Genomic DNA, 19,962 nt, shown 5'->3' with positions numbered 1-19,962 from the left:
CTGCTACCTCGATTGATGTAGAAGGCGGCATGCACAAGCTCTTGATTATACCTGCTTTCGTTGCGCTCGCTGGTTGTGTCAGCACCGCGAAGACGGTCGTCACAGCCCCGTTCAAGGTGGTCGGCCAGGGCGTCGACTGGGCCACCACCAGCCAGGACGAGGCCGATCGCAACCGCGGCCGCGACATGCGCAAGCAGGAAGAACGCGACCGCAAGGAGCGCAAGCGCGCCGAAAAGGAATGGCGCCGCCAGCATCGCGACGATTGAGCACGACTTTACATAGCTGATGGGTTATATAATAAATCGGCTATGGAAGATTCGCTCAGCCGAAAACTCGCCGCGCTCGCCGATCCCACCCGGCGCGCCATCATCGCGCGGCTGGCAAGGGGCGACGCGACCGTCTCCGAATTGCAGCAGCCCTTCGACATCAGCCAGCCCGCCATTTCTCGCCACCTCAAGGTACTTGAGGCGGCCGGGCTGATCGAGCAGGGCCGCGCCGCGCAGGCGCGCCCGCGCCGCCTGAAGGTTGATGCACTGCGCGAACCCTCCATCTGGTTCGACGAGGTCGCGGTGCTGTGGCGCGATAGTTTCGATCGGCTCGATGCGCTGCTTGCCGAAGACAAGGAAGGATGATCCTGATGGCCGATGAATTCACGATCTCACGGCTCTTCAAGGCGCCGCGCCAGAAGGTCTGGGATGCCTGGACGAAGCCCGAACTGCTGGTGCAATGGTTTGGCCCGAAGGGCACGCGCGCGACCGCCGTTACCGCCGATATCCGCCCGGGCGGTATGCTGCACAGCTATATGGACGCGCCTGACGGCCGCCGCCTCTGGGCGAAGTTCGTCTATCGCGAGCTCACACCCCCGTCACGGCTGGTCTATGAGCACAGCTTCTCCGATCCGCAGGCGAACATCGCCGGTTCGCCCTTCTCGCCCAACTGGCCCCGGGTCCTGCTGACCACCATCACTTTCGACGAGGAGGGGGCCGACACTCGTATGCGGCTGCACCAGACACCGCTGCGCGCGAATGCCGCGCAACGAGCCGAGTTCATCGCCGCGATCGACTCGATGCACGGCGGCTGGGGCGGCAGCTTCGACGAACTGGACGAGTTTCTGGCTACCACCTGACGATCCAAATCCGATCCAATGCGGCTTGACCCTGCGGGGCTTAGCCCTTCTAGAGGGCCAGGGAACAACATTCGGCGGGGGCGTCGTGAAATATCTGGTTGGAGCAGCCTTGCTGGCCGTGCTGTGCGCGCCTGCGACCGCACAGGAATCGAGCGCGTGGGTCGTCGGCGGAGCGCCGTCGACGGTGCTGCGCAGCGGGACGCCGATCAGCCTGCGGACGACGAGCGAACTCACCACAAAGGGCAAGCATCTCAAGGTCGGCGATCGCTTCACGCTGGAGGTCGGCGAGGCGGTGCTGCTCAACGGCCGCGTCGTCATTCCGATCGGCAGCCCGGCGGTGGGCGAGGTCACCTCGATCCGCAACAAGGGCATGTGGGGCAAGTCGGGCAATATTGAGACGCGGCTGCTCTATGTGACCGCCAATGACCGGCGGCTGCGCATCTCGGGTTCGGTCAACGACAAGGGCAAGAAGAATGGCGGCGGCGCGATCGCCACCTCGGCGATCGTCTTCCTGCCTGCCGGCTTCTTCATGACCGGCACCAGCGCGCTCATCCCGCCCGGCACCGTCGTCAACGCGATCCTCGAAGAGGACGTGCCGGTGATATTCGCCGATCAGACGCCCGCCGCGCCGGCGATGACCATCCCGGCGCCTGCCGTCGCGCCCCAGCCTGCGGGCGGGGCGGTCATCCCCGCCAACGCATCGACCGCGTCGGCGCAGCAATGGTAGGCTGATCAGCCGACGCCGATCCGCGTCATCGCCGCCGCCTGCCGGATCAATCCCGGCGCGCGCGCGAAGATGCCCAGCAGCGGCCCGGCGATCCACGGCGTCCCGCCCCAGTGCATCAGCAGGTTCGCCAAGCTGACCGGGCGGCGCGCCTGCGCGGCGAAGCCCGACTGGAAGCGCTCGGCCGCTTCGGCCCCGCCCTGCAGGAAGCAATGCGCCGCGCGCGCCGCACTCGCCAGCGCGATGGCGATGCCGTCGCCGGCCAGGCTGGCGATCACCGCCGACTGGTCGCCGAGCCGGAACAGCCCCGGCGCTCCACGCTTCGCGCGCCAGCCATAGGGGACGCGCGCGACGCTCGACCAGGCACTGCCCGCCGCCGCCGCGCCGAACCGGTCGGCGAGGCGTGGCGCTTCGCGCGCCAAGGCTTCGATCAGCCGTGCGGGCTGGCCCTCCGCCGCCTTCAGCCGCGACTGCGCGACCGACAGGCACAGGTTGACGCTGCCATCCTCCTGCCGCAGCAGCCCGGCATAGCCGTTGCGGAACAGGTGCAGCTCGATCATCCCGTCGAGCGCGGCGTCGAGCGCCGGGGATGGTTCCAGCCTTATCCGCAGCCCCAGTGCGGGATCGCTCTCCGGCGCGACCGGGCGGGCTGCCCCGCGCGCGTCATGCTTGCCCGTCGCCAGGAACAGGGCGTCGCCGCCTATGACGGTCTCGTCGCTCAGGTGCAGGCAGCGGGCAGCCGGGTCAACGCGCCGGATCGTCAGCCCAAGCTCGATCATCGCCCCCTGCGCCTCGGCCTGCCCCAGCAACGCTGCGTCGAGCGTGCGGCGCGACAGCCCGGCGGCCTCGAAGGGCAGATCGGCCTCGACCGTGCGGTGCCCCGCGATCAGCCGCGCCCGCCTTATCGGCCGTGCGCCGAGCACTGCTGGATCGATTCCGAGGCGGCGGAGCAGCGCGATCGCGTCACCGCCCAGGAAACCGCCGCACACCACCTCCTGCGGCTCGCGATTGCGCTCGATCACCACCGGCATCGCGCCGCCGCGCGCCAGCAGGATCGCCGCTGCCGCGCCCGCCGGCCCGCCGCCCGCGATCAGCGCAGCCGTTCGACGCATATCCGGAACGGGAAACGGCGGACGACACGGGCCTGATGCTCCAGCCCGGCTTCGGCGAGGACCGGCAGCCATTCGCGCGGCCGGAAGGCGCGGGCGATCGACAATTGTCCGTCCTGCCGCACGATCCGGTGCCAGCGCATCACCGTCGCGAGAAGTGGAAAGCCGAGATAGGCGAAGCGGTGGCGGTGGAGATCGTTGACCAGCCAGCCGCGCTGGGCCCAGGCTTCCATCGTGCGCAGGAAGCCCAGCAGCTGGTCATGGCTCATATGATGCGCGACGAGGCTGGAGATGATCAGGTCGAAACCGCGCCCGACCTGATCGAGATAGTCGCCGGTCAGATATTCGATGTTGAGCGCGTTGGGCGTCGCGGCCCGCGCGACCTGCTCGCTGTTCGGGTTGAGGTCGACCCCGGTCAGTTCGGCTTCGATCCCGCGCTTCTCCGCCCAGCGCGCGATGGCGCGCAGCATGTCGCCATCGCCATAGCCGACATCGAGCAGGGTGAAGCGTTTCCGATCGCCCACCGCCCGCGCGATGAAGCCGATCGTCGGCCGCGCCGCGAAGGTCCAGCGGTTGACCGACGCGAGGTCGGTCAGGACGTGTGCATATATGGCGGGGTCGAGGTCTGGCGCATCCATCTGCTCCTCTTGCTGTGCGGGATGAAGGAGCGAGCGCATCAGATGCTCGTGATCGCGAAGCCCTCGGCGGCGAGGCCGGGCCCGAAGGCGACCGCGACGCCGTCGACCGGGCTGGCCGAGGCCAGCATTCCCGCCAGCACGAACATCAGCGTCGATGACGACATGTTGCCATTGTCGCGCAACGTCCGCCGCGACGCGTCGAGCGCTGCGCCGTCGAGTTCCAGCCCCTGCTCGACCGCGTCGAGGATCGACCGCCCGCCGGCATGGACAGCCCAGCTCGGAATATCGCGCGCTGCCCGGTTGCCTAGGATCGCGCGCCGCATGTCGGGCGTCTCAAGTGCGGCGGATATTCGCCCCGGCACCTCGCCCGACAGGTGCATCACGAAGCCCTGGTCGCCGATGTTCCAGCGGATCAGCTCGTCGCTGTCGGGCAGGGTGGCGGCGAAGAAGCGGTCGATCGCAATGCCGCCGGGTTCGCTGCTCACCAGTGCCGCAGCGGCGCCGTCGGCGAATTGCAGCTGGGCGAGCAGGCTGGCGATCTCCGGCGCATCCTGAAGGTGAAGCGAGCAAAGCTCGACCGTCACGACTAGGATGCGGGCGTCACTGTCCGACCGGGCGATATGATGCGCGACCCGTAGCGCCGCGACCGCCGCATAGCAGCCCATGAAGCCCACCAGCGTCCGTTCCACCGATCCGGCGAGGCCGAGCCGGCGGGCGATGATCTGGTCGATGCCCGGCGCGACGAAACCGGTGCAGCTGGCCACGACGAGATGGGTGATCCCGCTTATGTCGGCGCGGCTGGAAAGATCGGCGATCGCCTTCAGCGCCAGCTCGGGCGCCTCGCGGACATAGGTCGCCATCCGTTCGGAGGTCGGGGGCATCGCGCCGCCATAATAGCCGCCGCTGTCGACCTGGGTGCTGCCCGCTTCCGGATGCTTTAGCACGCTCCAGCGATGCTCGATCCCTGACCGCCCGGCCATTCGCAGGAACAGCGCGCGTTCACGCCCTTCGAGCCGCTCGCTCGCCCAGTCGATAAAGGTGCGGTGGACGTCATGAGCGGGCACGGCGGTGCCGATCGCATGGATATGGGCGGTCATCGGGATTGAACGCGCGGCATGGGCGATATGTCCCATGCCCGACAGGTTCGCACAACACTTAGTGATCGCCGCACGCTCCCCACCATCGTCATTCCCGCGCAGGCGGGAATCCACTTGGCCGCTTGGTCGACCCTCTATTGGTTCGGAGCCCGCTTCCCGGTGGATTCCCGCCTGCGCCGGAATGACGAAGAAGGATAAGAAACAAACGGAGCCGCAGGTTCCGCAAGGCCGAACGGCCGCCCGAGCTTATGCGAGGATCGTAGGGGACCAGCGGACTGCCGGGGGCAGTCCGCCGCCGAAGATCGGCTCGCAAAGCGAGCCGTGGGCCGGGCCGGATGGCCCGCGCCCGGCGTCTGAGGGCGCCCGCCTACGGCGGGCTAACAAACTACGCGTCGATCACCTCGTCGTCCACCGCCGCCGCATTGGCCTGGATGAAGGCGAAGCGATGCTCCGGGTTCTTGCCCATCAGCCGCTCGACAAGGTCGCGGGTGCTCGCGCGTTCCTCATATTCCTGGGGCAGGACGACGCGCAGCAGGGTGCGGGTCTTCGGGTCCATCGTGGTTTCGCGCAGCTGGATCGGGTTCATCTCGCCCAGGCCCTTGAAGCGTGCGACGTCGACCTTCTTGCCTTTGAACTCGCCATTCTCGATCTCGGCGCGGTGGGCGTCGTCCATCGCATAGAGGCTCCTGGTACCCGCGGTGAGGCGGTAGAGCGGCGGCTGGGCGAGATAGAGGTGCCCTTCGCGGACGACGTCGGGCATCTCCTGGAAGAAGAATGTCATCAGCAGCGTCGCGATATGCGCGCCGTCGACATCGGCGTCGGTCATGATCACGACGCGCTCGTAGCGCAGCAGGTCGACATTGCACTTGTCGCGGCTGCCGCAGCCGAGCGCCTGGATCAGGTCGGCGATCTCCTGGTTCGCGCCGATCTTCGCGCTGTTGGCGGAGGCGACGTTCAATATCTTGCCGCGGATCGGCAGGATCGCCTGGGTCTTGCGGTCGCGCGCCTGCTTGGCCGATCCGCCCGCGCTGTCGCCCTCGACGATGAAGATTTCGGTGCCATCGGGCGCATCGTTGGCGCAGTCGGTCAGCTTGCCGGGCAGGCGCAGCTTGCGGCCGCTGGTCGCGGTCTTGCGCTTGATCTCCTTTTCCGCCCGGCGGCGCAGGCGATCGTCCATCCGGTCGAGCACGAAGCCGAGCAGCGCCTTGCCGCGCTCCATATTGTCGGCGAGGAAATGGTCGAAATGATCGCGCACCGCATTCTCGACGAGCCGCGCGGCGTCGGGCGAGGTCAGCCGGTCCTTGGTCTGGCTCTGGAACTGCGGATCGCGGATGAACACCGACAGCATCTGTTCCGAACCGGTGACGATATCCTCGGCGGTCACATCCTTGGCGCGCTTGTTGCCGACCAGATCGGCGAAGGCGCGAATGCCCTTCACCAGCGCGTTGCGCAGGCCCGCCTCATGCGTACCGCCATCGGGGGTAGGGATCGTGTTGCAATAATAGCTGTACGATCCCTCCGACCATAACGGCCAGGCGACCGCCCATTCGACCGATCCGTTATTCTCGCCGGGAAAGACTTGCTTGCCGGTGAAGAACTGGCTGGTTGCGCATTCGCGGCTGCCGATCTGCTCGCGCAGATGGTCCGACAGACCGCCGGGAAACTGGAAGATCGCCTCGGCCGGGGTATCGTCGCCGATCAGCGCCGGATCGCATTTCCAGCGTATCTCGACCCCCGCATAGAGATAGGCCTTGGAGCGGGCGAGCCGCATCAGCCGGCCCGGCTTGAAATGCGCGCTGGCGCCGAAAATCTCGGGATCGGGGATGAAGGATACGCTGGTGCCGCGCCGGTTGGGGGCCGCGCCCAGCTTCTCGAGCTTCGTCACCGCATGGCCCTGCGCGAAGCGCTGGCGGAACAGCTCCTTGTTGCGCGCGACCTCGACCACCGTCTCGGTCGACAGCGCGTTGACCACCGACACGCCGACGCCATGCAGGCCGCCCGAGGTCGAATAGGCCTTGCCGTCGAATTTGCCGCCCGAATGGAGCGTGGTCAGGATGACCTCGAGCGCCGACTGCTTCGGGAATTTCGGGTGCGGATCGACCGGGATGCCGCGGCCATTGTCGATGATCGTCAGCCGGTTGCCCGCCTGCAGCGACACTTCGATCCGGTTGGCATGCCCCGCGACCGCCTCGTCCATCGCATTGTCGAGCACTTCGGCGGCGAGATGATGATAGGCGCGCTCGTCGGTGCCGCCGATATACATGCCGGGGCGGCGGCGCACGGGCTCCAGCCCTTCGAGCACCTCGATCTGCGAGGCGTCGTAATTGCCGGAGCTGGTGGACGGAGCGGAGGCGAAGAGATCGTCGTCGGACATTGGCTGTGACTATAAGTCGGCTTCGCGGAAAAAGGGAAGTGGTTTCCCTTCTGTTCCCCCTCAGCCCTCGGCCGTCACGCGAAAATCACCCGCAACGCACCCGCACGACATTGCCACTGTCATCGACCTCGATGTTCAGCCGGTCCGCCCGATAATCCTGCGTCACCGCCTGACCGGGACGGATCACCCGGACCGACGTCGCGCCCACGGCGGCGCGGGCCTCCTCGGCGACCGCGTCACCGGGCTTACCGATGAAGCCCTCAGCCCGGCTGAGGTTGCACGCCAGCGGCTGGATCGCACTGCTCTCGGGCACGGCCTGCCCGGGATCGGACATGGTCGCGGTACATCCGGCCAGGGTGGTGGCGGCCAGTCCGATCAATATGCTACGCATGGCAAACCCCTCTCGTTTCACAGCTGCGCCTTTCTTGCTCGCGCTCTGGTAGGGCGCAAGTGGTGGTGAGCGATCCAGGAGCATTCTCGCCTAGCGGTAGAGGGTCAGCCCCTTGGGGAGCTTCTTCGGCTTTTCACCGTCCAGCCGCATCCCGATCGCTTCGATCGATGCTTGCAGAGCCTTGGGTTCATAGGGTTTGGACAGGCAGCCGAAGGCGATGTCGGGCGCGTCGATCGGGCAGGTCGCGGTGACGAACAGCAGGGGGATGTCGGCTGCCTTTGCTGCCAGCGCCACATCGCGTCCGTCGCTGTCGTTGAGGCGGACGTCACATAGGATCAGGTCGATACCGCCCGCCTCGATCTGCGCAACTGCTTCGGCGGCGGTATCGACCGTCGCGACGATGGTGTAGCCTTGCGTCATCAGGAAATGCTCGTTGTCGAAGGCGATAAGCGGCTCGTCCTCGACGATCAGAAGCCGCTCGATCCTGCCCTTCGCTCTTCCAAACAGCATCCCGGTCTCCCCGACATCGGCGGCGCAGGCTTGACCCCGCACCGCTTTGGCCCGACCACGGGCAATATCCTTGTTCGGAGACGCCCGTGGCCAAGCGCCTCACGCTCTACATATTGCTGGCGATGGTCGCCGGCATCGTCGTCGGCATCGCGCTCAATGCGACGATAGCCGATCCCGTTACGCTGAAGAACGTCACCGGTTATATTTCGATCCTCACCGATCTTTTCCTGCGGCTGATCAAGATGATCATCGCGCCGCTGGTCTTCGCCACTCTGGTGTCGGGCATCGCTCATATGGGCGACACGGCGGCGCTGGGTCGTGTCGGCGCACGCGCGATCGGCTGGTTCCTCGCGGCCAGCCTCCTGTCGCTGACGCTTGGCCTGATCATGGTCAACCTGCTCCAGCCCGGCGTCGGCGCGCATCTCGTCCTGCCGCCCGACGGCGCGGGGCCCGAACTGGCCAAGGCCGATTTCACCCTCAAGAATTTCATCGTCCATCTCGTCCCGAAGAGCTTCTTCGAGGCGATGGCGGACAATGAGATATTGCAGGTCGTCATCTTCTCGGTCTTCACCGGCGTCGCCGCCACCGCCGTCGGCGAACGCGCCGCGCCGCTGATCCGCGGCGTCGAGGCGCTGGCGCAGGTGATGTTGCAGATCACCGACTATGTGATGCGCTTCGCCCCCTTTGCGGTGTTCGCGGCGGTGACGACCGCGCTGGCCGAACAGGGGCCGACGATCCTGATCAGCTTTGGCAAGTTCATGGGCAGCTTCTATCTGGCGATGCTGGTGCTGTGGGCGATCCTGCTGACCCTGTGCTTCCTCATGGTCGGGGGGCGGTCGAAGCTGCTGATCCGCTATATCCGCGAGCCGATCCTGCTGGCGTTCAGCACCGCTTCGTCCGAAGCCGCCTTTCCGCGCACGCTCGAGGCGCTCGACCGCTTCGGGGTGCCGCCCAAGATCGCCAGCTTCGTGCTGCCGCTCGGCTATTCGTTCAACCTCGACGGGTCGATGATCTACTGCACCTTCGCGACGATGTTCATCGCGCAGGCCTATGGCATCGACCTGAGCATCGGCCAGCAATTCACCATGCTGCTGATCCTGATGGTGACGTCGAAGGGCATCGCCGGGGTGCCGCGCGCCAGCCTCGTCGTCATCTCCGCGACGCTGGCCTTCTTCGATATTCCCGAGGCCGGGCTGCTGCTGATCCTCGCGGTCGACCATTTCCTCGACATGGGCCGCTCGGCCACCAACGTCGTCGGCAACGCCGTCGCCAGCGTTGTGGTCGCGAAATGGGAAGGCGGGCTCGACGTCATCGAAGCCGCCGAGATCGAGCCGCCCAAGGCGCCGTAAGAATCCTCCCTATCGGGGGACTTCGATCGCTCAGATATCCTGCGTCAGCCGCCCATAGAGCTCGGGCCGCCGGTCCCGGAAGAAGCCGAAGGCGGCGCGGTGGCGCTTGGCGAGGTCGATGTCGAGCGTGGCGACCAGCACGCCGGTTTCGTCCTTGCCGAACTCGGCCAGCATGTCTCCGCGCTCGTCGCAGATGAAGCTGTGGCCATAGAAGGTCTGGCCATTTTCGGTGCCGATCCGGTTGGCGGCGACCACGGGCACGACGTTCGACACCGCATGGCCGATCATCGCCCGCCGCCACAGCCGGCTTGTGTCGAGCTCGGGATCATGCGGCTCGTTGCCGATCGCGGTCGGGTAGAACAGGATCTGCGCGCCCATCAGCATCATCGCGCGCGCGGTCTCGGGATACCATTGGTCCCAGCAGATGCCGACGCCCAGGATGGTGTCCTGCGCGGGCCATATCTTGAAGCCGGTATTGCCGGGCCGGAAATAGAATTTCTCCTCATAACCGGGGCCGTCGGGGATATGGCTCTTGCGGTAGACGCCCATGATCTTCCCGTCGGGATCGATCATCGCCAGGCTGTTGTAATGATGCTGGCCGTCCAGCTCGAAGAAGCTGGTCGGGATATGGACCTTGAGCTCGGCGGCGAGCGCCTGCATCGCCTTGACGGCCTTGTGTTCGCCGGTCGGCTTCGCCCGTGCGAACAGGCCCTCATCCTCGACCTGGCAGAAATAATGACCTTCGAACAGCTCGGGCGGCAGGATGACCTTTGCGCCCTGCTTCGCTGCGTCGCGGACGAGCTTGGACACTTCGGCGATGTTGGCGTCGATATCGTCGCTAAAGGCCAGCTGCAGTGCGGCGACGGTGATCTTGGTCATCTGCTTCTTTCCTTCAGGCCGCGGGAAGCTGCTGGCTGATGCAGTGGAAGCTGCCGCCGCCGGTCAATATATGATCGGCGCGGAAGCCGACAACAGCGCGCGTAGGGAACAGCGCCGCGATCGCGGCGACCGCCGCCTCATCGTTCGGCGTGCCATAGAGCGGCACCACCACGGCGGCGTTGCCGATATAGAAGTTCATATAGGAGGCGGGGATGATCTCGCCGTCGCGCTCGACCGCGCCGGGGGAGGGGATGCCGACCACCTTCAGCCCGAACGCCTCGGCGCGGGCGCGGGCATCGGCATAGACGGCGGCGTTGGGATCGTCCGCGCCCGCCGGTTCGGGAATGGCGATCGTGCCCTCGGCCACGAAGCGGGCGAGATTGTCGACATGGCCATCGGTATGGTCGTTGGCGAGACCGTCGCCCAGCCACAGCAGCCGGTCGACGCCAAGCCCCTCAGCCAGCCGCGCCTCGATCGCCGCGCGATCGAGATCAGGATTGCGATTGGGGTTGAGCAGGCATTGCTCGGTGGTGACGCCCAGGCCGGTACCGTCGACGTCGATCGCGCCGCCCTCGAAGATCCAGTCATGCTCGCGCACCGGATGGCCGGTCCGCTCCGCGAGCCGCGCGCCGACGCTTTCGTCGCCGGGCAGCTCATATTTGCCGCCCCACCAGTTGAAACCGAAATTGGCGGCGGCGCGGCCCGCCGGCCCCGTGACGATGATAGGCGCGCTGTCGCGCAGCCAGATGTCGCCGAACGGCTCGACGATCACCTCGGCGGCCTCGCCCGCCAGTTCGCGGGCGCGGTCGGCGGATTCATCGTCGGCGGCGACCAGAATCACGCGCTCGCCACGCCCGCCCGCATGAACGGCGCGGGCGAACTCGATCACTTCGCCCCGGGCGGGCTCGATGTCATCCTCCCACAGCTCGGCGTGGCTGGGAAAGCCGATCCAGACGGCGTCATGATGGGCCCATTCGGCGGGCTGGCGATATTCGGTCATGGCGCGCAGATAGCGATGGCGGATGACGGATCAAAGGCCTGATCGGCTGATGCCGGCCGGCACAAACAAAAAAGGCGGCCGATGGCCGCCCTTCCTGTTGGTTTTTTCGCCAGGCTTAGGAGCTGCTGTCGCCGCCGCCGCTCGACGCCGCCGTCGCGACACCGGCCGCCGCGGCAACGCCCGCAACCGCGCCTGCGACACCCAGGCCGCCCGCCGCAGCGGCACCAGCCGCCGCACCGGCGCCAGCAGCACCGGCACCCGCGCCAGCCGCAGCACCCGCGCCAGCAGCGCCACCGCCGCCAGCAGCACCGGCTCCCGCAGCGCCTTCAGCTACCTGGAGGTTCTTGCGAACGAGCTTCTTGCCCACGCGCATATTCTTGCCGATCGCCTTGATCGCGGCCGGGCTGAGCGCCGTACCGGCGGGCTTCGCAGAGGCGGTTCCGGCCGCCGCAGGAGCAACCGAAAGCATCACAATCGCGAGCGACGCAGCAATCTTACCAAAGCTCTTCACAACGGCCTCCTTATAGGTCGCGGCCAGCCTTAACCGTAACGGCTGCCGATTGCAATGCGGAATTCGATCCAAAACCTAAGTCTAAATTCGTTACGACTTGATTTATAAAGGCTATTCCCACGTGAAAGTTCCATGTTGCACGCCATGGCCTTCGCCACCGCGAGCGTCGTCCGAATCCTTATAGTGCGGATCGGGGAGCGCGGCTGTGCTGAACATCACCACACGCAGCAAGCGCCGTTCGCCCTCATTCCCGTCGCGCCAAAGATCGGCTAGGTGGGGGCATGGATCTCGAACAGGCTCTCGCGTCCCGATCGGCGCACTGGCTGGTCAGTGGAGCTGCGGGCTTCATTGGCTCGCATCTCGTCGAAACCCTGCTTCGCGCTGGGCAGTCGGTCCGCGGGCTGGACAATTTCTCGACCGGCCACCGGGGCAATCTCGAGGATATTCGCCAGAAGGTCGGCGCGGACGCCTGGGCGCGCTTCACATTCGTCGAGGCGGATATCCGCGACCGGCAGGCCTGCGCCGCCGCCGTCGAGGGGGTCGACTATGTGCTGCACCAAGCCGCGCTGGGCTCGGTGCCGCGCTCGATCGCCGATCCGCTGACCAGCCATGACGTCAACGCCACCGGTTTCGCCAATGTCATCGACGCGGCCCGTCAGGCCGGGACGAAGGGCTTTGTCTATGCATCGTCGAGTTCGGTCTATGGCGACGAGCCCAACCTGCCGAAGGTGGAGGAGCGTACCGGACGGGTGCTTTCACCCTATGCGCTCACGAAGCTCCATAACGAGCTGTATGCCGAGGTCTATCGGCGCAGCTATGGCTTTGGTTCGATCGGGCTGCGCTATTTCAACGTCTTCGGCCCGCGGCAGGACCCGAACGGTGCCTATGCTGCGGTCATTCCGCGCTGGACCGCGGCGATGATCGGCGGGGAGCAGGTCGTCATCAATGGGGATGGCGAGACGAGCCGCGACTTCTGCTTCGTCGCCAATGCGGTCCAGGCCAATCTGCGCGCGGCGCTGTTCGGTCCGGCGGGAGAGGCGCTGGCCCTCAACGTCGCGGTGGGCGACCGCACCAGCCTAAACCAGCTGTTCGAACTTCTCCGCGACGGCCTTGCCGGGCATGGCGTCAGCTATGACCACGCCGCCACCTATGCCGCTTTCCGCGCCGGCGACGTGCGGCATTCGCTCGCCGATATCGGCGCGGCGGAGCGCCTGATCGGCTATCGCCCGACGCATCGGATAAGCGAAGGGCTGAGCGAGGCATTGCCTTGGTATATCGAGAGCGCCAAAGTGCGCGAACGTTAGAATGGCGATGGGGCTTTGCGGGGGATGGTGGTGAACAGCGGGAATGACGTGAAGGTCGGAGTCATCGGGCTGGGCTATGTCGGCCTGCCGCTCGCCGTTGCACTGGCCCGCCATTTCCCGACGGTGGGCGTGGATATCGACGCCGCGCGGGTCGGCGAACTGCGCGGGGGGCATGACCGCACCAACGAACTGAGCACGGACAAGCTCGCGGCATCTTCGCTCCGCCTGTCGACCGATATTCAGGAGGCTGCCGACGCCGACGTCCTGATCGTCACCGTGCCCACGCCGGTTGACCACGCCAACCGCCCCGATCTCGGGCCGGTGATGTCGGCCACGCGCAGTCTCGCCAAGATCCTCGAGCCGGGCCGTGGCACGATCATCGTCTATGAAAGCACCGTCTATCCGGGCGTGACCGAGGATTTGTGCGGTCCCGAGATCGAGAAGGTTTCGGGTCTCCGGCGCGGCGTCGACTTCTTTCTCGGCTACAGTCCAGAGCGCATCAATCCTGGCGATCGCGAGCATACCGTCGATCGGATCACCAAGGTCGTCGCGGGCGAGAACGCCCAGGTCCTCGACAAGCTCTGCGCGATCTATGGCGCGGTGACGACGGGTGGAACCTTCCGTGCCGCCTCGATCAAGGTCGCTGAGGCTGCCAAGGTGATCGAGAATGCCCAGCGCGACATCAACATCGCCTTCGTCAACGAAATCACCCAGATTTTCGGCAAGATCGACATATCGATCTGGGACGTGCTCGCCGCGGCAGGCACCAAATGGAATTTCCTGAAGTTCGTGCCGGGCCTCGTTGGCGGCCACTGCATCGGCGTCGATCCCTATTATCTCAGCTATCTCGCCCAACAGCTCGGCCATTACCCGCGCGTCATCCTGGCGGGGCGCGGGATCAACGACGGCATGGGATCGTGGATTGCCGACCAGATCCACGAGCGGATCGGCAACGGTTCACGCGTCCTCATGCTCGGGCTCACCTTCAAGGAAAATGTTCCCGATCTGCGCAACTCGCGGGTGATCGATGTCGTCCGTAGGCTCGAATGGCTGCGGCACGAGGTGGTGATCCATGATCCGCTCGCCGATCCGGTGGAGGCCAGGCACGAATATGGCGTCGAGCTCGCCGGATCGCTCGACGGCGGATTCGACGTGGTGATCGGCGCGGTGTCGCATGCCGATTATGCCGGGTTGCCGGCGGACAAGCTCGCCGGGCTGGTCCGCGAAGGCGGGCTGGTGGCCGACCTCAAGGGCATGTGGAGCGGACTAGATCTGCCCGGATCGGTGCAGCGCTGGTCGCTCTGAAGCGGGGCAGGGCACCCGCCGCGATGGGCGGGCCGGCGCAGGCCGCCGTCGCACTGCTGATCGCGCTCGCCGCCTTCCTGTTCGTCGTTGGCGGCGCACCGCTGGCGCCGACCAATATAGCGTGGCTGTCCGAAAGCGACGCCGCGACCAACTATCTCGGCTGGGCCTTCTACCGTGACAGCCCCTGGGCCTGGCCGCCCGCCGCCAATCCCGCCTATGGCATGGACATCGCGGGCAGCATATTGATGGCCGACGCCAATCCGCTGCTGGCGATGCCGTTCAAGCTGCTGTCGCCGCTGCTGCCCGAACCTTTCCAATATTTCGGCTGGTGGCTGCTCGCCTGTTTCCTGCTGCAAGGCCTGTTCGCTCAGGGCATCGCGGCGCGGATCACGCCGCACGCCGAACAGCGGCTGGCGATCACCGCGCTCTTCCTGTTCGCGCCCTGCTTCCTGATCCGTATCGCGACCCCGGCGACCTTCCACCTGACGCTGTGCGGCCAGTGGCAGATATTGGCGGCCTTCTGGCTCTATCTGTCACCCGGCCTGAGGCGCCGCGCGGGCGGCTGGGCGGCGCTGCTCAGCGTGGCGGTGCTGACCCACCCCTATCTGCTGGCGATGGTCGCCGCGATCTGGATCGCGGACCTGTTGCGCGCTCTGCTCGCAGGGCGGGAGCCGCCCGCCGTCGTCCTGCGCGGGGCCGCGCTGGCGATCGGGCTTCCGCTCGCGATCGGCTGGGCCAGCGGGGTCTTCTGGCTTGCCCGGCCCGCTGGCGGCGCCATCGCGACGATGAAGGTCGAATGGGGCTTCGGCATCTACAAGATGAACCTGCTCTCGCCGTTCGATCCACGGGGCTGGTCCTGGCTGCTGCCCGATCTGCCGTCACGGCCCGAGGAGATCGAGGGCTTCGCCTATCTCGGGCTCGGCGTGCTGCTGCTCGCCGTCGCGGCGGTGATCCTGTCGCGCCGGGCGTGGAGCGCGGCACGGCCGCGGCTCGCCCACGTCCCGCTCGCGCTGGCGCTGCTCGGCTTCGCGGCCTTCGCGATCACGCCCTATCTGGCCATCGGCCTGCACGTGACGAAGCTGCCCTGGCCCGAGCCGATGATCGGGCTTGGCAATCTGTTCCGCAGCAGCGGGCGCTTCGCCTGGCCGCTTGTCTATATCGCCATGGCTGGAATTTGCTGGGCCGTCGTCCAGGGCGCGTCGCGCCGCACCGCATCGATCCTTCTCGCCGCGGCCGCGCTGATCCAGGTCGGCGACGGCAGCGCCGGCTGGCGCGGCTATGCGCAGACCTTCGCCCGCTCCGGTCCGGTCTGGCCGACGCAGCTGACCTCGCCCTTCTGGGATCAGGCGGGGCATCGCTACAAGGCGGTCCGCCTCGCCGCGCCGCGCAACCGGCTGCCCGCCTATCGCGACATCGCCGCCTGGGCGCATCGGCACGGCCTCCAAACCGACGCCGTCTATCTCGCGCGCTATGACGGCGCGGCCTTCGATCGGATGGTACAGCTTCGCGCGCAGGAGCTGCGCACTGGACGGCTGGCGCGGGACACATTGTGGATCATGGACGGCGTGCCCGCCGACGTCGCGGCGCGCATGTCGCGCCGGGCGGGGGATGTGATCCAGACGATAGACGGCGTGCGTCTGTTCGCGCCAGATTTCGGACAACGGCCAAGTGTAACATCTGCGCTTGCCCGACCGGCACGAAGATGATGCCGATCCGGCGGGCTACTTTCCCCCCGCCGGCCGATTGACGAAGATAGCGTTCCCAGTGCCGAGTACCACAGCGCCCATGACCCCCATCAAGCCGAGCCGAACCACCCTCCGCGCGATCCGCGGCGCGGCGCTCCCCGGCTATGATCCGGCGGCCGTCCGCTCCGGCATCGTCCATATCGGCCTGGGCGGTTTTCACCGTGCCCACATGGCGCGCTACACCCATGCGCTGATGAATCTGGACGCCGATGCGCTCGGCTGGGGGATCATCGGCGCAGGCCTGCTGCCCGGCGACGCGCGGCTCCATGATGCGCTTGCCTCGCAGGACTGGCTCTACACCCTGGTCGAGCGCGACGGCGTCGGGGAGAATGTCAGCCTGATCGGATCGCTGACCGGCATGATCCTCGCTGCGCGGGACAGCGCCGCCCTGCTCGATGCGATGGTCAGGCCCACGACGCGGATCGTCAGCCTCACCGTCACCAGCCATGGCTATTGCCTGTCATCCGCCAGCAAGGGGCTCGATGTCGGCCACCCGCTGATCGCCGCCGATCTCGCCGATCCCGAACATCCGCACAGCGCGATCGGCCTGATCGTCGAAGCGCTGCGCCGCCGGATGCTCGGCGGCGTGCCGGCGTTCACGGCCATGAGCTGCGACAATATCCAGCATAATGGCCGGGTGCTGTCGCAGGCGGTGCTCGACTATGCCGCGCTGCGCTCGCCCGATCTCGTCGCCTGGATCGCGGCGGAGGCGCGTTTCCCCAACACGATGGTCGACCGTATCACCCCGCTGACCCGGCCCGGGGATATCCAGCATCTCGCCGGACACCATGGCATCGACGACGCCTGGCCGGTGTTCAGCGAGAGCTTCACCCAATGGGTGATCGAGGATGATTTCGCCGACGATCGCCCCGATTGGGACCGGGTCGGCGCACAATTTGTGCCCGACGTGACCCCCTATGAGCGGATGAAGCTCCGCCTGCTCAACGCCAGCCATCTGGCGATCGCCGGGCCGGCGCGGCTGATCGGCTATCGCTATATCCATGAGGCCATGGGCGACGATCTTCTGCGCCGTTACATGCGCGCGCTGATGGACCGCGAAACCGGGCCGACGCTGTCGCCCGTGCCCGGCGTCGACCTGCCCGCCTACAAGGCGGCGCTGATCGATCGCTTCGCCAATCCGGCGGTCGAGGATCGCGTCGACCGCGTCAACACCGACGCCGCGCTCAACTATCTGCTCGATCCGATCCGCGACCTGCTCGCGGCGGGCGATCCGATCGATCTGCTCGCCTTCGGCGTCGCGGCCTGGATTCGCCGCGTGCGCGGCCGCGATCAGGAAGGCCGGCCGATCGAGGTCTGCCATCCGCTCGCCGCGCTGCTTCGCGAACGGGCGGAAGCGGGGCAGGCCGATCCTTGCCCCGTGCTGGCCATCGAAACACTGTTCGGCGACCTCGCCGCGCATCCCGCTTTTGCCGGCGCGGTAGGCAAACAGCTGGCGGCGATCTATGCGGTGGGCATGCGCGCCGCGCTGGCGGCGCTGGCCCGCGAACTGGATTTTTGAAGATGATCGACGAGACGCGGCTGGTGGCCGGGATCGAACTGGGCGGCACCAAGAGCATCGCGCTGGTCGCGCGCGGGCGCGAGATCGTCGAGATCGCCCGCATTCCCACCGCCGAGCCCGGTCCCACGCTCGACGCCTTGTCGGCGCAGCTCGACGCCTGGCAGGGCGCTCACGGCCGGGTGGAAGCGATCGGCATCGGCAGCTTCGGGCCGATCGGACTCGACCGAGGCCGCGCCGATTACGGTCACATCACCTCGACGCCCAAGCCCGGCTGGGCGAATGTCGATGTCGTCGGCCATGTTGCCCGGCGCTTCGATGTTCCGATCGGTTTCGACACCGACGTCGCCGGGGCGGCGCTCGCCGAATATCACTGGGGTGCGGGGCAGGGCTGCGACGTCGTCCTTTATCTGACGATCGGCACCGGGATCGGCGGCGGCGTGGTCGTGCATGGCGCGCCGGTTCACGGACTGGTTCATCCCGAGCTTGGCCATCTGCGCGTGCGCCGCGCGCCCGGCGACGATTTCGCCGGGGTCTGTCCCTTTCATGGCGATTGTCTCGAAGGGCTCGCCGCCGGCCCCGCGATCGGAGCGCGCACCGGTATGGCCGGTGCGGATGTGGGTGACGATCATCCCGTCTGGGCTCTGGTCGTCGACGAACTGGCCGAGGCGATGGCGATGCTGATGCTCACCCTGTCGCCGCGGCGCATCCTGATCGGCGGCGGCGTGTTCCAGCACCGGCAGCCTCTGCTGGACCGCATTCGCGCGCGGACCGCCGATCTGCTCGGCGGCTATGTCGCGGGGGTCGGAGTCGCCGAACTGAGCGGCATCATCCGCGCGCCGGGGCTCGGCGACAAAGCGGGGCCGCTCGGTGCGGTGGCGCTTGCCTACGGGGCCTGACGCAGCAGCGAGTCGATCGAGCGGTCGAAATGGCCGTTCATCGCGCTGACTGCCGCCTCGGGATCGCGATCGGCGATCGCCTGCGCCAGCGCGCGATGCCGCGTCAGCACCATGGCCTTCTGGTCGTCGGTTGTTCGCGTGCGCCAGGCGGCGGGCACCGCCAGATGCATCATCGGCGCGAAACTGCGGACGATCTGCAGGAAAAGCGCATTGTGGCTCGCCTGGGCGATCGCCTGGTGAAAGGCGACGTCGGCGGCGGCTACCTTTTCCATGTCGTCGCCGGCTTCGGCCATCGCTTCGGCCAGCGCGATGATATGCGCGGCTTCCTCATCGCTGCGATGTTCGGCGGCGAGCATCGCGGTGCGAATCTCCAGCGTCCGCCGCACGTCCCAGATTTCGGGCATCGAGACCTGCGACGTCGCCACGGCATGGTCGAGCGACGCCGCCATCACCGACCCGTCGATCGCGCCGACCCGGGCGCGGCGGCCATTGGCGACGTCGATCAGCTTGAGCGCGGCCAACGCGCCGAACGCCTCGCGCATCACCGCCCGGCTGACGCCCAGCAGCGCGGCGAAATGGCCTTCGCCGGGCAGCGTGTCGCCGACCTTCAGGTCATTGTCGCGAATATGGTCGCGAACCGCCTGAACGGCCTGCTGAACCAGCGACACTCCCTCGGCGGCGATCATGCCGCCAGTCTTTCGGCGCGATATTGGCTGGGGGCGACGCCGAAGCGGCGTGCGAAGGCGCGGGTGAAGCTGGCGTTGTTCAGATAGCCGCAGCGATAGCCGACCGACGCAACGGGCAGGTCGGTCGACAGCAGCAGCATCCGCGCGCCTTCGAGCCGCTTTTCGGCCAGCGCGTCTGCGATCGAACAATCGAACATGTCGCGGAAGCCGCGCGTCAGCTTGGCGCGGTTGAGCCCGCAGGCGCGCGACAGCTTGTCGAGCGTCAGCTTCTCGGCCCAGCGCTCGTCGATCATCGACCGCGCATTGAGGATGCGCCGGCTATCCTCCTGCGACAGATGGCCTTCTCCCAGCACCGGCACCAGCGCGCCGTCGCTGATCAGGCGCAGCGTGTCGCACAGCAATTCGATGCACTTGGCGAGCCGATAGGGTTCCAGCGCCGCCTCGGGCATGGTGCAGTCGCGAATGGCGATGGCGATCTCGCGCAGCTCGCGGGTGATGTGGAAGCAGCTTTCCCGCCCCTCGGGCAAAGCGCCGAACAGCCGTTCGATCGCGTTGGCGGAGATGATCAGCAGCAGCTGTCCGTCCTCCAGCGCGGCGGGGGTCGGCGCGGCGTTCCAGCGGACCGTGGCGGGGGTGCCGACGCAGCCGAGCGTATAGCTGAACGCGACAGGTTGCGCAGGCCAAGGCCGCTGCGGCAGCGCACCCGTGCCCACCATCGCGGCCATCTCATGGGAAACCTGAACCCAGTTCCGCTCGACCAGCATCGCGCATCCTCTCATCATTACAAGAAGGCTATACC

General features: G+C 67.0%; 21 protein-coding genes. 10 read left to right on the top strand and 11 right to left on the bottom strand.

The annotated features are described in order from the left end of the window. Positions 1-29 precede the first annotated feature (29 nt). The 4 genes from ASE00_RS07155 to ASE00_RS07140 all read left to right on the top strand — a co-directional run bounded on the left by ASE00_RS07155 (position 30) and on the right by ASE00_RS07140 (position 1,853). Complete coding sequence (locus ASE00_RS07155) at positions 30-266, top strand: hypothetical protein (RefSeq protein ID WP_056378536.1); 237 nt, start codon at positions 30-32, stop codon at positions 264-266. 42 nt (positions 267-308) lie between these two features. Continuing rightward, positions 309-632, top strand: coding sequence for an ArsR/SmtB family transcription factor (locus ASE00_RS07150; RefSeq protein WP_056378534.1), 324 nt, complete (start codon positions 309-311; stop codon positions 630-632). A gap of 5 nt (positions 633-637) precedes the next feature. Further along, positions 638-1,126, top strand: a complete 489-nt coding sequence (locus ASE00_RS07145) for an SRPBCC family protein (RefSeq protein ID WP_056379421.1) — start codon at positions 638-640, stop codon at positions 1,124-1,126. 85 nt (positions 1,127-1,211) lie between these two features. Continuing rightward, positions 1,212-1,853, top strand: a complete 642-nt coding sequence (locus ASE00_RS07140) for a hypothetical protein (protein WP_082594500.1) — start codon at positions 1,212-1,214, stop codon at positions 1,851-1,853. A 5-nt stretch (positions 1,854-1,858) separates the two neighbouring features. Here the strand turns inward: ASE00_RS07140 and ASE00_RS07135 are convergent, their stop codons facing one another. From ASE00_RS07135 to ASE00_RS07110, 6 genes are all read right to left on the bottom strand, one after another. Beyond that, entirely contained in the window at positions 1,859-2,962 is a 1,104-nt protein-coding gene (locus ASE00_RS07135; protein ID WP_056378532.1) for an NAD(P)/FAD-dependent oxidoreductase, read from the bottom strand. Continuing rightward, positions 2,941-3,636, bottom strand: coding sequence for a methyltransferase domain-containing protein (locus ASE00_RS07130; protein WP_056378529.1), 696 nt, complete (start codon positions 3,634-3,636; stop codon positions 2,941-2,943). The genes ASE00_RS07135 and ASE00_RS07130 overlap by 22 nt, the downstream gene beginning before the upstream one ends. Next, on the bottom strand, positions 3,636-4,694 hold the full coding sequence (locus ASE00_RS07125; RefSeq protein ID WP_056379417.1) for a type III polyketide synthase: 1,059 nt from the start codon (positions 4,692-4,694) through the stop codon (positions 3,636-3,638). The genes ASE00_RS07130 and ASE00_RS07125 overlap by 1 nt, the downstream gene beginning before the upstream one ends. Before the next feature lie 385 nt (positions 4,695-5,079). Beyond that, positions 5,080-7,068: a DNA topoisomerase IV subunit B gene (gene parE, locus ASE00_RS07120; protein WP_056378527.1), complete on the bottom strand. Its 1,989-nt coding sequence runs from the start codon at positions 7,066-7,068 to the stop codon at positions 5,080-5,082. A gap of 85 nt (positions 7,069-7,153) precedes the next feature. Beyond that, positions 7,154-7,459: an I78 family peptidase inhibitor gene (locus ASE00_RS07115; protein ID WP_056378525.1), complete on the bottom strand. Its 306-nt coding sequence runs from the start codon at positions 7,457-7,459 to the stop codon at positions 7,154-7,156. A gap of 90 nt (positions 7,460-7,549) precedes the next feature. Further along, entirely contained in the window at positions 7,550-7,969 is a 420-nt protein-coding gene (locus ASE00_RS07110; RefSeq protein ID WP_056378522.1) for a response regulator, read from the bottom strand. Between the two features lie 86 nt (positions 7,970-8,055). Here ASE00_RS07110 and ASE00_RS07105 point away from each other — a divergent pair, with 86 nt between their 5' ends. Beyond that, positions 8,056-9,318, top strand: a complete 1,263-nt coding sequence (locus tag ASE00_RS07105; protein WP_056378520.1) for a dicarboxylate/amino acid:cation symporter — start codon at positions 8,056-8,058, stop codon at positions 9,316-9,318. A 30-nt stretch (positions 9,319-9,348) separates the two neighbouring features. Here the strand turns inward: ASE00_RS07105 and aguB are convergent, their stop codons facing one another. From aguB to ASE00_RS23355, 3 genes are all read right to left on the bottom strand, one after another. Further along, a complete protein-coding gene (gene aguB, locus ASE00_RS07100; protein ID WP_056378518.1) occupies positions 9,349-10,197 on the bottom strand; it encodes an N-carbamoylputrescine amidase in 849 nt (282 codons plus the stop codon). A gap of 13 nt (positions 10,198-10,210) precedes the next feature. Next, on the bottom strand, positions 10,211-11,197 hold the full coding sequence (locus ASE00_RS07095; protein ID WP_056378516.1) for an agmatine deiminase family protein: 987 nt from the start codon (positions 11,195-11,197) through the stop codon (positions 10,211-10,213). A gap of 115 nt (positions 11,198-11,312) precedes the next feature. Continuing rightward, on the bottom strand, positions 11,313-11,708 hold the full coding sequence (locus ASE00_RS23355) for a hypothetical protein (protein WP_156405301.1): 396 nt from the start codon (positions 11,706-11,708) through the stop codon (positions 11,313-11,315). A 281-nt stretch (positions 11,709-11,989) separates the two neighbouring features. Here ASE00_RS23355 and ASE00_RS07085 point away from each other — a divergent pair, with 281 nt between their 5' ends. The 5 genes from ASE00_RS07085 (at position 11,990) to ASE00_RS07065 (ending at position 18,477) form a co-directional block, all read left to right on the top strand. After that, the gene (locus tag ASE00_RS07085; protein ID WP_056378512.1) at positions 11,990-13,012 is read left to right on the top strand and encodes an SDR family oxidoreductase; all 1,023 of its coding nucleotides are present in this window, start codon (positions 11,990-11,992) and stop codon (positions 13,010-13,012) included. A gap of 24 nt (positions 13,013-13,036) precedes the next feature. Beyond that, on the top strand, positions 13,037-14,317 hold the full coding sequence (locus ASE00_RS07080) for a nucleotide sugar dehydrogenase (RefSeq protein ID WP_056378510.1): 1,281 nt from the start codon (positions 13,037-13,039) through the stop codon (positions 14,315-14,317). Further along, on the top strand, positions 14,269-16,023 hold the full coding sequence (locus ASE00_RS07075) for a DUF6311 domain-containing protein (RefSeq protein ID WP_162256419.1): 1,755 nt from the start codon (positions 14,269-14,271) through the stop codon (positions 16,021-16,023). The genes ASE00_RS07080 and ASE00_RS07075 overlap by 49 nt, the downstream gene beginning before the upstream one ends. 79 nt (positions 16,024-16,102) lie before the next feature. Further along, positions 16,103-17,581, top strand: coding sequence for a mannitol dehydrogenase family protein (locus tag ASE00_RS07070; RefSeq protein WP_056378506.1), 1,479 nt, complete (start codon positions 16,103-16,105; stop codon positions 17,579-17,581). 2 nt (positions 17,582-17,583) lie between these two features. After that, positions 17,584-18,477, top strand: coding sequence for an ROK family protein (locus ASE00_RS07065; protein WP_056378504.1), 894 nt, complete (start codon positions 17,584-17,586; stop codon positions 18,475-18,477). Here ASE00_RS07065 and ASE00_RS07060 read toward each other — a convergent pair. Together ASE00_RS07060 and ASE00_RS07055 are read right to left on the bottom strand one after the other, a co-directional pair. After that, positions 18,465-19,163, bottom strand: a complete 699-nt coding sequence (locus ASE00_RS07060) for a FadR/GntR family transcriptional regulator (protein ID WP_056378502.1) — start codon at positions 19,161-19,163, stop codon at positions 18,465-18,467. The two genes, ASE00_RS07065 and ASE00_RS07060, sit on opposite strands and share 13 nt — an antisense overlap. Then, a complete protein-coding gene (locus tag ASE00_RS07055; RefSeq protein ID WP_056378499.1) occupies positions 19,160-19,927 on the bottom strand; it encodes a helix-turn-helix domain-containing protein in 768 nt (255 codons plus the stop codon). The genes ASE00_RS07060 and ASE00_RS07055 overlap by 4 nt, the downstream gene beginning before the upstream one ends. Between the last annotated feature and the right edge of the window lie 35 nt (positions 19,928-19,962).

The organism is Sphingomonas sp. Root710 (assembly GCF_001429065.1).
Taxonomy (GTDB): Bacteria; Pseudomonadota; Alphaproteobacteria; order Sphingomonadales; family Sphingomonadaceae; genus Rhizorhabdus.
Note: the sequence above shows the minus strand (reverse complement) of the source record. Positions and strands in the feature narration are given on the sequence as shown.

Excerpts from the sequence above, each read along its gene's own strand:
- ASE00_RS07130 (WP_056378529.1), bottom strand. The coding sequence starts at position 3,636 with ATGCGCTCGCTCCTTCATCCCGCACAGCAAGAGGAGCAGATGGATGCG.
- ASE00_RS07155 (WP_056378536.1), top strand. The coding sequence starts at position 30 with ATGCACAAGCTCTTGATTATACCTGCTTTCGTTGCGCTCGCTGGTTGT.
- ASE00_RS07055 (WP_056378499.1), bottom strand. The coding sequence starts at position 19,927 with ATGCTGGTCGAGCGGAACTGGGTTCAGGTTTCCCATGAGATGGCCGCG.
- ASE00_RS07080 (WP_056378510.1), top strand. The coding sequence starts at position 13,037 with ATGGTGGTGAACAGCGGGAATGACGTGAAGGTCGGAGTCATCGGGCTG.
- ASE00_RS07110 (WP_056378522.1), bottom strand. The coding sequence starts at position 7,969 with ATGCTGTTTGGAAGAGCGAAGGGCAGGATCGAGCGGCTTCTGATCGTC.
- ASE00_RS07150 (WP_056378534.1), top strand. The coding sequence starts at position 309 with ATGGAAGATTCGCTCAGCCGAAAACTCGCCGCGCTCGCCGATCCCACC.
- ASE00_RS07070 (WP_056378506.1), top strand. The coding sequence starts at position 16,103 with ATGACCCCCATCAAGCCGAGCCGAACCACCCTCCGCGCGATCCGCGGC.
- ASE00_RS07125 (WP_056379417.1), bottom strand. The coding sequence starts at position 4,694 with ATGACCGCCCATATCCATGCGATCGGCACCGCCGTGCCCGCTCATGAC.
- aguB (WP_056378518.1), bottom strand. The coding sequence starts at position 10,197 with ATGACCAAGATCACCGTCGCCGCACTGCAGCTGGCCTTTAGCGACGAT.
- parE (WP_056378527.1), bottom strand. The coding sequence starts at position 7,068 with ATGTCCGACGACGATCTCTTCGCCTCCGCTCCGTCCACCAGCTCCGGC.
- ASE00_RS07095 (WP_056378516.1), bottom strand. The coding sequence starts at position 11,197 with ATGACCGAATATCGCCAGCCCGCCGAATGGGCCCATCATGACGCCGTC.
- ASE00_RS07065 (WP_056378504.1), top strand. The coding sequence starts at position 17,584 with ATGATCGACGAGACGCGGCTGGTGGCCGGGATCGAACTGGGCGGCACC.
- ASE00_RS07060 (WP_056378502.1), bottom strand. The coding sequence starts at position 19,163 with ATGATCGCCGCCGAGGGAGTGTCGCTGGTTCAGCAGGCCGTTCAGGCG.
- ASE00_RS07135 (WP_056378532.1), bottom strand. The coding sequence starts at position 2,962 with ATGCGTCGAACGGCTGCGCTGATCGCGGGCGGCGGGCCGGCGGGCGCG.
- ASE00_RS07115 (WP_056378525.1), bottom strand. The coding sequence starts at position 7,459 with ATGCGTAGCATATTGATCGGACTGGCCGCCACCACCCTGGCCGGATGT.
- ASE00_RS07085 (WP_056378512.1), top strand. The coding sequence starts at position 11,990 with ATGGATCTCGAACAGGCTCTCGCGTCCCGATCGGCGCACTGGCTGGTC.
- ASE00_RS07145 (WP_056379421.1), top strand. The coding sequence starts at position 638 with ATGGCCGATGAATTCACGATCTCACGGCTCTTCAAGGCGCCGCGCCAG.